5 protein-coding genes are annotated in these 13,683 nt (G+C 63.2%); all 5 read left to right on the top strand.

Annotated elements, in window-relative coordinates; translation table 11 throughout:
- Positions 1-1,281, top strand: a complete 1,281-nt coding sequence (gene pvdN / locus MUM_RS0102805) for a pyoverdine-tailoring periplasmic protein PvdN (protein WP_010166713.1) — start codon at positions 1-3, stop codon at positions 1,279-1,281.
- A gap of 41 nt (positions 1,282-1,322) precedes the next feature.
- The gene (gene pvdO / locus MUM_RS0102800; RefSeq protein ID WP_010166712.1) at positions 1,323-2,219 is read left to right on the top strand and encodes a dihydropyoverdine dehydrogenase; all 897 of its coding nucleotides are present in this window, start codon (positions 1,323-1,325) and stop codon (positions 2,217-2,219) included.
- Positions 2,220-2,347: 128 nt separating this feature from the next.
- Complete coding sequence (locus MUM_RS0102795) at positions 2,348-3,997, top strand: cyclic peptide export ABC transporter (protein ID WP_010166711.1); 1,650 nt, start codon at positions 2,348-2,350, stop codon at positions 3,995-3,997.
- A 129-nt stretch (positions 3,998-4,126) separates the two neighbouring features.
- A complete protein-coding gene (locus MUM_RS0102790; RefSeq protein ID WP_010166710.1) occupies positions 4,127-12,661 on the top strand; it encodes a non-ribosomal peptide synthetase in 8,535 nt (2,844 codons plus the stop codon).
- A 61-nt stretch (positions 12,662-12,722) separates the two neighbouring features.
- On the top strand, positions 12,723-13,676 hold the full coding sequence (locus MUM_RS0102785; RefSeq protein WP_010166709.1) for an alpha/beta hydrolase: 954 nt from the start codon (positions 12,723-12,725) through the stop codon (positions 13,674-13,676).
- The last annotated feature ends 7 nt before the right edge of the window (positions 13,677-13,683 follow it).

Below are 13,683 nucleotides of genomic sequence, written 5' to 3'. Positions count from 1 at the left end.
ATGGCCGACCGTAGAACCTTTCTCAAACAAGCAGGCGTCCTCGCGGCCAGCCTGCCGATCGGCTTCAAGCTTGGCGAAGCGCTGGCCAATACCCCGCCGCCAGCAGCTTCCGGCGACAAGTGGGTGCAACTGCGCCAACTGTTCAACCAGGACCCGGCCTACATCCACTTCTCCAACTTCCTGATCACCTCCCACCCCAAACCGGTACGCGAGGCCATCGAGGCCCATCGCGACCGGCTGGACCGCAACCCCGGCCTGGCGATGGATTGGGACCTGGGCGAAACCGTCAAGCGCGAGGATGAAGTGCGACGCTGGGCCGGCCGCTACCTGGGGGCCCAACCTGGCCAGATCGCCCTCACCGGCAGCACCACCGAAGGCCTGGGCATCATCTACAGCGGCGTGCACGTACGCCCCGACCAGGAAATCCTGACCACCGAACACGAACACTATTCGACCCACAACATACTGCAGTACCGCACCCTCAAGCAGGGCACATCGGTGCGCAAGATCCGCCTGTTCAACGATCCCCATACGCTGTCCACCGACGAAGTGCTGGGCAACATCGACCAGGCCATTCGTCCCAAAACCCGGGTTCTGGGCATGACGTGGGTGCATTCAAGCAGCGGAGTGAAACTGCCCATCAGCGACATCGGCAGCCTGGTGCAGCATCACAACCGCAACCGCGATGACCAGGACCGGATCATTTACTGCGTCGACGGCGTGCACGGCCTGGGCATCGAGGACCTCAGCTTCCCCGAGATGAACTGCGACTACTTCATCGCCGGCACCCACAAATGGCTGTTCGGCCCCCGGGGCACGGGCATTATTTGCGCCCACAGCGAGCAGGTCAAAGACCTCACTCCCACGCTGCCAACCTTTTCCGAGACCACCGATTTCGCCAACACCCTGACACCCGGCGGCTATCACGCCTTCGAGCATCGCTGGGCACTGGACAAGGCCTTCGAACTGCACCTGCAACTGGGCAAGGCCGATGTGCAGGCCCGCGTGCATCAACTCAACAGCTACCTGAAGGAGCGCCTGCTGGCGCTGCCCAACATCGACATGGTGACCCCCACCAGCCCCGACCACTCCGCCGGTTTCAGCTTTTTCCGGCTCAAGGGCCAGGACAGCGATGAAGTCGCCGCCTACCTCATGGCCAATCGTGTGGTGGCAGACGCTGTGGAGCGTGACGTGGGCCCGGTCATCCGTACCGCCCCGGGGCTGCTCAATACCGAGGACGAAGTCGATCGCGTGATTGCCCTGCTGGGCAAACGGCACTGACGAGCCCCCCCCTATTTTTTGGCTTATCGATAGAGAGCACCATGACCCCTGTATCTGCTGCCGCACCCAAGCATCTGCGCCCATTGATCAGCGCCCTGGCCCTCACCGCCCTGGCCGCCTGTGCGCTCCCCGCCACGGCGATGGCCGCTGCCGCCCTGCCACCGGGCAAGGTATTCAAGGACTGCAAGGACTGCCCCGAGATGGTCGTGCTGCCTACCGGCACGTTCATCATGGGTACCCCCGAGGACGAACTGGGCCGCCAACCCGACGAAGGCCCGCAACACCCGGTGACCTTTGCCCACCCCGTGGCGATCAGCCGCTTCCAGGTGCTGTCCGGCGAATGGGACGCCTATATCCGCTCCAGCGGCTACGTGATGCCCGACGGCGATACCCGCCCCGGCCGCGAATGCAAGGCCGGCAAACCACGCTACCCCATGGGGCCCAAACAACCGGCGGTGTGCATGGACTACGCCGAAGCCGAAGCCTACGTGGCCTGGCTGTCGAAAAAGACCGGCAAGCACTACCGACTGGTAAGCGAAGCGTTGCGTGAATATGCGGTACGCGGTGGCAGCACCGGGCCCTTCCCGTTCCCGTTCGACGAGGGCTCGGAATACGGCATTTCCAAGCACGCCAATACCTACGGCCCGACGGACGGTTTTACCTACACCTCGCCTGCCGGCAGCTTCGCGCCCAACGCCTTTGGTGTGTATGACGGCCACGGCAACGTCTACGAATGGGTGGCCGACTGTGAGAACGACAGCTATGTCGGTGCCCCGAGCGATGGCAGCGCATGGATGACCGGGCAATGCCAGTACCGGCAGATCCGTGGTAACGACTGGACCGAAGCACCGATTTTCTCGCGCTCCGGCAATCGCAATAACCTGGACCCGGCCGACCGTGGCGACTGGCTGGGATTTCGTGTCGCGCGGGATCTCTGACCCACCGTAATAAAGCTAAATCCCGCCCCACTCGAAACGTCTCCTACAAAAGCCCGCCAGCGATCAAATCGATCGCCGGGCCTCCACTCGCCCTTAGCACGTAGCCACGTCGCGACCGAGGTAGTTTCATGACTGCAAAACCGCGTAGCGCCCTTCGCGAACTCTTGAGCCTGCTCAAGCCCTATCGCTACACCGTCATTCTGTCGATCCTGTTCGGGATTCTCGCAGGCCTGGGCGTCACCGCGCTGCTGGCCACGGTCAACCAGGGCCTGCACAGCGAGTCCGGCCTTACCGCTTCGGTGGTGCTGGCGTTTGCCGGTCTGTGTGTACTCGCCCTGCTCAGCAGCATTGCCGCCGACATCGGCAGCAACTTTGTCGGGCAAAAAGTGATTGCCAAGCTGCGCAAGGACCTCGGGGCCAAGGTGTTGTCAGCGCCGATCGAGCAGATCGAACGCTACCGCAGCCACCGCCTGATTCCGGTACTGACCCACGACGTCGACACCATCAGCGATTTTGCCTTCGCCTTCGCCCCACTGGCGATCTCCATCACCGTCATCCTGGGGTGCCTGGGCTACCTGGCAAGCCTCTCGCTGCCGATCTTCGTCATGACCCTGCTGGCCATCGGGATCGGCTCGGCCATTCAGTTCATCGCACAAAGCAAAGGCATCAAGGGTTTCTACGCCGCGCGGGACGCTGAAGACAACCTGCAAAAACACTACTCGGCCATCGCCGAAGGCGCCAAGGAGCTGCGCATCCATCGCAAGCGCCGTCACGCCATGCTGACCCACCACATCCAGGCCACCGCCGATCACATCTGCGACACCCACGTGCGCTCGATCAATATTTTCGTGATTGCCAAAAGCCTGGGCTCGATGCTGTTCTTCGTGGTCATCGGCCTGGCGCTGACCCTGCAATCGTTCTGGCCCAGCAGCAACCCGGCCATGATGAGCGGCTTTGTCCTGGTACTGCTCTATATGAAAGGCCCGCTGGAAAACCTGATCGCCAACCTGCCGATCATCAGCCGCGCGCAAATCGCCTTCCGCCGCATTGCCGACCTGTCCGAGCGCTTCTCCTCGCCGGAGCCGCACCTGCTGCTCGACGCTGACGAGAGCCGCACACCGCCCATGAAGCACCTGGAACTGCGCGACGTGCAATACGCCTTCCCTCCCGTCGAAGGCAGCGAACCGTTCAAGCTGGGCCCGGTCAATCTGACCATCGAGCCCGGGGAAATCCTGTTTATCGTCGGTGAAAACGGCTGCGGCAAGACCACCCTGATCAAATTGCTGCTGGGCCTGTACACCCCGCAACAGGGTGAGATCCGCCTCAACGGCGCCACGGTCGACGCTCGTGGCCTGGACGATTACCGGCAGATGTTCACCACCATTTTTGCCGACTACTACCTGTTCGACGAACTGGTGCAAAGCGATAAAGCCCTGCCGGACGATGCCAACCAATACCTGGAACGCATGGAGATCGCCCACAAGGTCAGCATCCGTGACGGCGCGTTCACCACCACCGACCTGTCCACCGGGCAGCGCAAGCGCCTGGCCTTGATCAATGCCTGGCTGGATGAACGGCCGGTGCTGGTCTTCGACGAATGGGCGGCCGACCAGGACCCGACCTTCCGCCGCGTGTTCTATACCGAACTGCTGCCGGACCTCAAGCGCCTGGGCAAAACCATCATCGTGATCTCCCACGACGACCGTTACTTCGACGTCGCCGACCAGTTGGTGCGCATGGAAGCCGGACGCGTCATCACCGAAAAGGCGTTCGCCTGATTCCCCTCCGGCGAGCACCCTGCCGCTCGCCGCCTGCCCTCAAGTCCCCGCCCCCACCTAAATCTCGTCGGCCACGCTTCGTCTTTCTGACAACGCATATTTACGCAGCCGATGGCGACGAGACCGAACATGAACCCACTGAATCAACTCCCCGACGACGACCTGCTGGCTTTGTTGATGGCCGACGACGTCGGTTCAGAGCATTCCATCAAGGCTCACACCCATCGCGGCCCCACGCCCCTGTCCTTCGCCCAGCAACGCCTGTGGTTCCTGCAACAGCTGGCGCCCGACAGCAGCGCCTACAACCAGCCCAACGCCCTGCGCCTGCGCGGCCCGTTGAATACACCCGCGCTGGGCACTGCCTTGCAACAGATCATCGACCGGCACGATGTGCTGAAAACCGCATTCCAAACCATCGACGATGAACCCCGGCAAGTGGTGGACACACAAGCCCGGATCCACCTGCAGGAAGAGGACCTGTCGGGCCTGGCGCCCGAATCACGTAGCGCCGCCGTGGCGGATCGCCTTGCCACCGAGGCCGGTACACCGTTTGACCTGGACCGTGCCCCGCTGATTCGCGCCACCCTGATCACACTCGAGCACGACGACCATATCCTGCTGTTGAACATGCACCACATCGTCTCGGACGCCTGGTCCAATCCGATCCTGATGCACGACCTGACACAGGCCTACCAACGCGCCTGCCTGGGCGATACCACCCCGTTGGCGCGGCCTTCCATCCAGTACGCCGACTACGCACACTGGCAGCGCGAAGAATACCCGCACACCCCCGTGCACCAGCGTGCTGACGACTATTGGGCGGATTACCTGGGACACGAGATTCCCACGCTGAACCTGCCCACCGACCTGCCCCGCTGTGCCGAGCAACAGCACCGCGCCGGCAATCTTCACCTGCCATTGCCCCAAGCCCTGTGCCAACAGCTACAGGATTTCTGCCAGCAACAGGACTTGACGCCGTTTATCGTGCTGCTGGGTGCCTGGCAATTGCTGCTCAGCCGCTACAGCGGTCAGCAGGATTTCACCGTCGGCGTTCCGAATGCCAGCCGCAATCAGAGCGAGACCCAGGACCTGGTGGGGTTCTTCGTCAGCAGCCAGATCTACCGCACGCAACTCACCGACAGCCTCACCACAGGTGAGTTTCTCCAGGCACTGCGCCAGCAATCCCGGGCGGCCATGGAACATGCCGACTACCCGATTGAACTGATCATCGAGCGTCTGCAACTGCAACGCAGCACCCAGGCCAATCCGCTGTTCCAGACCCTGTTCAACTGGCGTGTGAGCCAGGACCAGCCAGGTGCGCTGAAGCTCGGTGAGCTGACTCTGGAGTTGCTGCCGGTGGCGCAACATGAGGCCAAGTTCGACCTGTCGATGGACGTGGACTACTCGCCACGGCACATCACGGCGAACATCGAATACAGCACCGCGCTGTTCAGCCTGGCAACGATTGAACGCCTGGGCCAGCATTGGCTGAGTTTGTTGCAGAGTCTCATGCAAGGCCCACAGCAGCGGCTGGCCGAACTGGCCATGCTGGACCGCGCCGAGCAGCAACAGATCGTCAGCGCATGGAACAACACCCGCACCCAGTACCCGCTGGACCACAGCGTGCAACAGTTGATCGAGGCCCAGGTGGCCGCCACGCCGGAGGCACCAGCCCTGGTCTTTGGCGAACACCAACTGAGCTATCGCCAGCTCAACCAGCACGCCAACCAGCTCGCCCACAAACTGATCGAACTGGGCGTCGGCCCGGATGGGCTGGTGGGCATTGCCACCGAACGCAGCCTGGAAATGGTCATCGGCCTGCTGGCCGTGCTCAAGGCCGGGGGCGCCTACGTACCGCTGGACCCGGAATACCCGCAGGACCGCCTGAGCTACATGATTGAAGACAGCGGCATTGGCCTGCTGTTGACCCAGCAGCACCTGCTTGCGCAGTTGCCGATTCCGGCTACGCTGCCGACGTTGGCGCTGGATCAACTGGACGTCAGCGGTTATGCCGAGGTCAATCCTGAGGTTGCCGTCGAGGGCGAAAACCTCGCCTACGTCATCTACACCTCCGGCTCCACCGGTAAGCCCAAAGGCGCCGGCAACCGCCATTCGGCGCTGACCAACCGCCTGTGCTGGATGCAACAGGCCTACGCATTGACCGATGCCGATACCGTGCTGCAAAAAACCCCGTTCAGCTTCGACGTGTCGGTGTGGGAGTTTTTCTGGCCGCTGATGACCGGTGCTCGTCTGGCCGTCGCCGGGCCTGGCGACCATCGCGATCCGGCCACACTGGTGAGCCTGATCCAGCGCTACCAGGTCAGCACCCTGCACTTCGTGCCGTCGATGCTGCAGGTGTTTTTGCTGGATGATAACGTTGCCCGATGCACCAGTCTTACGCGCATCGTCTGCAGCGGCGAAGCCCTGCCCGTGGACGCGCAACAACAGGTATTCGCCAAGCTGCCGAACGCCGGCCTGTTCAACCTCTACGGCCCCACCGAGGCCGCCATCGACGTGACCCACTGGACCTGCCGCGAAGAAGGCAAGGCCAGCGTGCCGATCGGCCAGCCGATCGCCAACCTCACCACCTACATCCTCGATGCCGAACTGCAGCCGGTACCGGCCGGGGTCATCGGCGAGTTGTACCTGGGCGGCGAAGGCCTGGCCCGGGGTTACCACCGCCGCCCGGCCCTCACCGCCGAGCGCTTCATGACCAGCCCGTTTGGTGACGGCCAACGTCTGTATCGCACCGGCGACCTGGCCAGTTATCGCACCGACGGCGTGATCGAATACCGTGGCCGTATCGACCACCAGGTAAAAATCCGCGGCCTGCGCATCGAGCTGGGGGAAATCGAAACCCGCCTGATGGAACTGGACTGCGTGCGCGAAGCCGTGGTGATCGCCGCTGATGGGCAGTTGGTCGCCTATGCAGTGCCGACCGAAGCCCGTGACGCCGGTGAACTGCGCAGCGAAATCAGGCAACGCCTGGGCGAACACTTGCCTGATTACATGGTGCCCGCCCAACTGATCTTCCTCGATCAATTGCCCCTGAGCCCGAACGGCAAACTGGACCGCAAGGCCCTGCCAAAACCCGATGCAAGCCTGCTGCAAAAAGCTTACGTGGCACCACAAAGCCCGTTGGAGCAACAAATCGCAGCGATCTGGCAAGACGTGCTGAAACTGGAACGCGTCGGCCTGAGCGACAACTTCTTCGAGCTGGGCGGTGACTCGATCATCTCTATCCAGGTGGTCAGCCGCGCCCGCCAGCAAGGCATCGCGTTTACGCCCAAGGAGCTGTTCCAGCACCAGACCGTGCAGGGCCTGGCCAGCGTGGCCCGTAGCGGCGCGAATGCCCAAGTGATCGACCAGGGCCCCGCCACCGGAACCCTGCCGTTGCTGCCGACTCATCAGGTGTTTTTTGAAACTGCGATCCCTGAGCGCCATCACTGGAACCAGTCGGTACTGCTCAAACCTGCACAACCGCTCATGGCCGATGCGCTGCAGCAGGCGTTGCACGCAGTGATTGAGCATCACGACGCCCTGCGCTTGAGCTTCGAACAGCGAGCCGGTGACTGGAGCGCACATTACCGGCCGCTGGGCGACTGGCAGTTGCAACAGGTTGAAGCCACCGCCGAGCAACTGTCGGACCTGTGTGATAAGGCCCAGGGCAGCCTCGACCTGCAACAAGGCCCGCTGATCCGCGCGCTGTTGGTCCACCTGGCCGATGGCACTCAGCGCCTGCTGCTGGTGATCCACCACCTGGCGGTGGATGGCGTGTCCTGGCGGATTCTCTTTGAAGACCTGCAAAACGCTTATCAACAGGTGAGCAACCAGCAGCCGGTGCAACTGCCGGCACGCACCAGTTCGGTCAAGGCCTGGGCCGAGCGCCTGCAACACCGCGCCAGCGGCAACCAGGACGAACTCAGCTACTGGCAGGATCAACTGCGCGACGCCATGGTCGACCTGCCATGCGAGCGCCCGAATGGCAGCCTGGACAATCGCCACAGCCACACGCTGCATACCCACCTTGATGCCCGGCAGACACGACACTTGCTGCAGCAGGCGCCGAAGGCATATCGCACGCAGATCAACGACTTGCTGCTGACCGCCCTGGCGCGCGTCATCAGCCGCTGGACCGGCACCCCACATTGCCTGATTGAGCTCGAAGGCCATGGTCGCGAAGACCTGTTCGACGACGTCGACCTGACCCGCACGGTGGGGTGGTTCACCAGCCTGTTCCCGGTCAAGCTGGTGCCGGCGGTGAGCCTTGGCGACTCGATCAAACAGATCAAGGAGCAACTGCGGGCAATCCCCGATAAAGGCCTGGGTTATGGCGCCCTGCGCTACCTGGGCGCACCGCAGGTCCGGGCCAGTCTCGCCGCACTGCCAACCCCACGGATCACGTTCAACTACCTGGGTCAGTTCGATGCCAGCTTCGATACCGAACAGGGCTCGTTGTTGGCACCTGCCACCGAAGGCAGTGGCCGCGAGCAGGCATTGGACGCGCCACTGGGCAACTGGCTGAGCCTCAATGGCCAGGTGTATGGCGACGAGCTGACCCTGGGTTGGCAATTCAGCCGCGAGATGTTCGACGAGGCGACCATCGCCCAACTGGCCGATGACCTCAAGCAAGAACTGCTGGCGCTGATCGAGCATTGCTGCGACGACGCCAACATGGGCGTGACGCCGTCCGACTTCCCGCTGGCGCGTATCAGCCAGGCGCAACTGGACCGCTTGCCGGTACCATTACCCCAACTGGAAGACCTCTACCCGTTGTCGGCGATGCAACAGGGCATGCTGTTTCACACACTGGAAGCGCCGGAAAGCGCGCTGTACGTGAACCAGATGGCCGTCTCGGTCAGCGGCCTGGACGTTGCACGCTTCACCGCGGCCTGGAATGCCGTGATCGAGCGCCATGAAATCCTGCGCACCGGGTTCTGGGCCGACAATCAGTTGGCCGAACCGCTGCAAGTGGTGTATCGCGCAGCGACCATGCCCGTCGAAGTACTCAACTGGCAGCAGCGCGAGGTCACCGCGCACGACCTGGAGGCTCTCGCGAGTCAGGATTGCGCCCGTGGTTTCGAACTGCTGCGTGCACCCCTCACGCGCCTGACCCTGGTACACCTCGCCCCCCAGACCCACTACCTGATCTGGACCAGCCACCACATTCTTATGGACGGCTGGTCCAACTCCCGGCTGCTGGGCGAAGTCTTTGCGATCTACAACGGCCAGGCCGCACCGGCCAAGCGCGGGCATTACCGCGACTACATCCGCTGGCTGCAGGAACAGTCCCAAGCGGTACTGGAGCAGTTCTGGAAGACCAAGCTCCAGGATTTGAGTGGTACCTCGTCCCTGGCCAACAGCCTGTCGCCCAAACCGTCGATGGAACTGGAAGGCCACGCGGCGCTGTATCTGAATTGGGATGCCGCGCAAACCGCTCACTTGCGCGAGCAGGCCCAACGCCTGCGTGTCACCCCCAACACGCTGATCCAGGCCACCTGGCTTTTGCTGTTGCAGCGCTACACCGGCCAGGACACCGTGTGCTTCGGCGCCACCGTCGCAGGTCGCCCGTCCAGCCTGCCAGGCGCCGAGGACATGCTCGGGCTGTTTATCAACACCTTGCCCATCATCCAGACCCCACAACCGCAAATGCCCGTCGCCCAATGGCTGCAAGCGCTGCAAGCCTACAACCTGGAAGTGCGCGACCACGAGCATGCGTCCCTGGCCGACGTACAACGCTGGTCAGGCCAGGGCGGCCAGCCGCTGTTTGACAGCATTCTGGTGTTTGAAAACTACCCGGTTGACGAACGCCTGCAGGAAGCCGGGCAGGAACGCCTGAGCTTCGGCGAAGTCAGCAGTCGCGATGTCACCAACTTTGCGATGGACCTGGCAATCAACCTCGGCGACACCCTGAAGATCGAGTTCCTGTACCTGCGCAACCGCTTCACCGAAGCGGCCACCGCACACGTTCGCCGCAGCTTTGAAACCCTGCTGCTGGAACTGCTGGACAACAGCCAGACGAACGTCGGTAACCTCACGATGCTGGCCGACACCGAGCAGCAACTGTTGCAGCAACGCAACGTACTGAGCCCCGGCACGGCACCGCGCGCCCACCTGGCACAGGTGATCCGCCAGCACGCACTGCAGCGTCCTGACGCAGTGGCGGTGGTGTGCGACGGTATCGAGTTGAGCTACGGCGAGCTGGATGCCCGTGCCAACCGCCTGGCGCATTACCTCATGGCCCAGGGCATCGGCCCGGAAATGTTCGTCGGCGTCGCCCTCGAGCGCTCCGTCGACGTCATCGTCGCCTTCTACGCCGTGATGAAAACCGGCGCCGCCTACGTGCCACTGGACATTGATTACCCGCAAGACCGCGTGCAGTGGATCGTCGAAGACTCTGCCATGAGCGCGCTGATCAGCCAGCACTCACTGCGCTCGCGCTTCGACAGCCTCGGCGTGGCAACGCTGATCGAACTGGATCGCCTGCCGCTGTCGAACTGGCCGGCGAGTTGCCCGGTGCAGGAGGTGCACGACGATAACCTGGCCTACCTGATCTACACCTCCGGCTCCACCGGTAAACCCAAGGGCGTGGCTGTGGCGCACGGGCAAATCCGCATGCATTGCCAGGCGATTGCCGAACGTTACGAGATGGACGCCAGCACACGTGAATTGCTGTTCATGTCCTTCGCCTTCGATGGCGCCCAGGAACGCTGGCTGTCGACCCTGCAAAGCGGCGGGTGCCTGGTGGTGCGTGGCAACCCTCTATGGACCCCGGAAGAAACCTGGCAGGCGCTGCACGCCCACAGCATCAGCATCGCCTGCTTCCCGCCGGCGTATCTGCAGCAGTTGGCCGAGTATGGCGACAGCCAAAACGACGCACCGCCGCCCGTGCGTATCTACTGCTTTGGCGGTGATGCGGTGGCCGAGGCCAACTTCGAATTGGTCAAACGCGTGCTCAAGCCGCAGTTCCTGACCAACGGATACGGCCCTACCGAAACCGTCGTCACCCCGTTGCTGTGGAAAGTGAGTGTGGATCAAAGCTGCGCGGCGGTGTACGCGCCGATCGGCACACGCATCGGTGAACGCACGCTGTATGTGCTGGACGAACACCTCAACCCGGTGCCCGATGGCGTGGCGGGCGAGTTGTACATTGGCGGCGAAGGCGTTGCCCGTGGCTATCACCAGCGACCCGGCCTGAGCGCCGAGCGGTTTGTGGCCGATCCGTTCGCGGCCAACGGCACACGCCTGTATCGCACCGGCGACCTGGTACGCCAACGTCCCGACGGCGTCATCGACTATCTAGGTCGCCTGGACAACCAGGTGAAGATCCGCGGCTTCCGTATCGAACTGGGGGAAATCGAATCGCGCTTGCGCGAAGTCACCGACGTACAGGACGCCGTGGTCGTCGCCCGCGACACCACCGGCGGCAAGCAACTGATCGGTTACGTGGTGGCCGAGGCTTCGGCCGGCCTGGGCGAGCGCCTGCGTGCGGCCTTGCAGGTGGAATTGCCTGACTACATGGTGCCGGCGCAAATCCTCGTGCTCCCGGCCTTCCCGCTCAACCCCAACGGCAAGCTGGACCGCCACGCCTTGCCCGACCCGGACTTCAAGGGCCGTGCCTACGTTGCGCCGCGCAATCCGCTGGAAGCGCAACTGGCGGCGATCTGGCAGGAGGTGCTGGACCTGGAGACTGTGGGCGTCACCGACAACTTCTTCGAACTGGGCGGCGACTCGCTGCGCATTCTCAAGGTGCTGTCCAAGGTACGCAGCCAGCCGGATATCGGCATCGAACTGAAACTGCGGGACATGATCGGCAAGCCGACCATCGCCGAGCTGTCCGGGTTTGCCGAAGACGACGCACGTCTTAATCCGCTGCTGTTGCTTAACAGCGAAACGGCTCATCACTCACCGCTCTTCTGCCTGCATGCAGGGTTCGGCACAGTGTTCGACTATGAACCCCTGGCCCGTCGCCTGGATGGACAGCGCAGTGTCTACGGCCTGCAGTGTCGGATGTTGCTCGACCGCCAGTGGGACGATGAGTCCCTGGCGTCCATGGCCATCGATTACAGCCAGTACATCCGCCAGCAGCAAGCCAGCGGCCCGTATCACCTGATGGGCTGGTCGCTGGGTGGAACGCTCGCGGTGCTGGTGGCCCAGGAGCTGGAAAGCCAGGGCCAGCGCGTGGCGTTTCTCGGCCTGGTGGACAGTTTTATCCCCACCGGCGAGGACGTTTTGAGCGATGACTGGAGTGAAGACTTGCGCGGGTTCCTGGCGGTGCTGTTCGGCCTGCCGGCCGAGAGCCTGCCCACCTTTGAGGTCAAGGCGACAACAGGCAGCACGGTCCTTGAGCACCTGATCGAGCAGGTCCAGACGGGCGCAGCCGCGCAATCGGTGTACGCCGGGATCAGTCCTGAGGAACTGGCCCACACCTTCCAGGTGGCGATGAAACTCAAGGCGTTGTCGCAGCAGATAAGCGGTTTGCCACCAACCCGCGCGCAGGCCGATTGCTGGTGGGCCCGGCAGACGCCCGACCTGCCCGCATCGAACCTGGCCTGCGCCCGGAGCAACGAACAGATCCCGGCCGGCCACTACGACATCCTCAACCATCCGGACCTGCTGCACCGGCTGTTGCAGCACCTGGCGCTGCAACCCGTCGCCAGTTGAAACCGTCGCCGCCCCTGATGGTCAGGGGCGGCGCTTCACCCTATTTCGCAAGGAACATGCAATGCCCCTGGACCCTGATCTCGAAGGCTTTCTGGAACTGGCACAGATGGGTCGCCTGACCGGCAAAAGCCAACCCATGCACGCGCTGAGTGTTGAACAGGCACGACGGGAGTTCGAGCAGACCTCGGCGATTCTCGACCCCAGCCCGCCGGGTTCGGTGGCGGTCACTGCGCTGACGATCACCGCCCGCGATGGCCGTGCATTGCCCGCCCGCCTCTACCGGGCGCCGGGCACGGCGCAACTGCCGGTGATTGTGTATTTCCACGGCGGCGGCTATGTCGTGGGCAGCCTCGACTCCCACGATTCCATCTGCCGCAGGCTCGCGGCCAGCGGTCAGTACGCGGTGTTCGCCCCCACTTACCGCCTGGCGCCAGAGGCGCGCTTCCCAATAGCCGTGAACGACACGCTCGACGCTGCCAACTGGCTGGCCGAACAAGCCGGCAACCTGCAACTGGACAACCGCCGGATGGCCCTGGCGGGTGACAGTGTGGGCGCGACGCTGGCGACGGCATTGGCGATCACCGCAGTGAAGGCACCGCAACAACTGGCGTTCAAACCCTGGGCCCAGTTGCTGTTTTACCCGGTCACCGATACCTCGCGGCAACGGGATTCCCACAGGCAATATGCCGAGGACTACCTGCTGGAAACCGCCACGCTGAAATGGTTCTACCAACACTATTGCCCGGACGCCCAACAGCGCCTCGACTGGCGGGTCTCGCCGCTGCTGGCCGAAGGGCTGACAGCACTGGCACCGGCCTATATCAGCCTGGCCCAGTACGACCCGCTGTATGACGAAGGGCAGGCCTATGCCCGGTTGCTGGCAGCGAGCGGCACCGCCGTCAGCCTGCATGTGCAGCCGGGGCTGACCCATGACTTCTTGCGCATGAACGGGATCACAACCGCCGTTGCCGGTATTTATGAGGAGGTTTTGAGCTGGTTGGGGGAACAGCGCTGAGTACCGC

This window comes from Pseudomonas sp. PAMC 25886, assembly GCF_000242655.1.
Taxonomy (GTDB): domain Bacteria; phylum Pseudomonadota; class Gammaproteobacteria; order Pseudomonadales; family Pseudomonadaceae; genus Aquipseudomonas.
Note: the sequence above shows the minus strand (reverse complement) of the source record. Positions and strands in the feature narration are given on the sequence as shown.

Excerpts from the sequence above, each read along its gene's own strand:
- pvdN (WP_010166713.1), top strand. The coding sequence starts at position 1 with ATGGCCGACCGTAGAACCTTTCTCAAACAAGCAGGCGTCCTCGCGGCC.
- pvdO (WP_010166712.1), top strand. The coding sequence starts at position 1,323 with ATGACCCCTGTATCTGCTGCCGCACCCAAGCATCTGCGCCCATTGATC.
- MUM_RS0102795 (WP_010166711.1), top strand. The coding sequence starts at position 2,348 with ATGACTGCAAAACCGCGTAGCGCCCTTCGCGAACTCTTGAGCCTGCTC.
- MUM_RS0102790 (WP_010166710.1), top strand. The coding sequence starts at position 4,127 with ATGAACCCACTGAATCAACTCCCCGACGACGACCTGCTGGCTTTGTTG.
- MUM_RS0102785 (WP_010166709.1), top strand. The coding sequence starts at position 12,723 with ATGCCCCTGGACCCTGATCTCGAAGGCTTTCTGGAACTGGCACAGATG.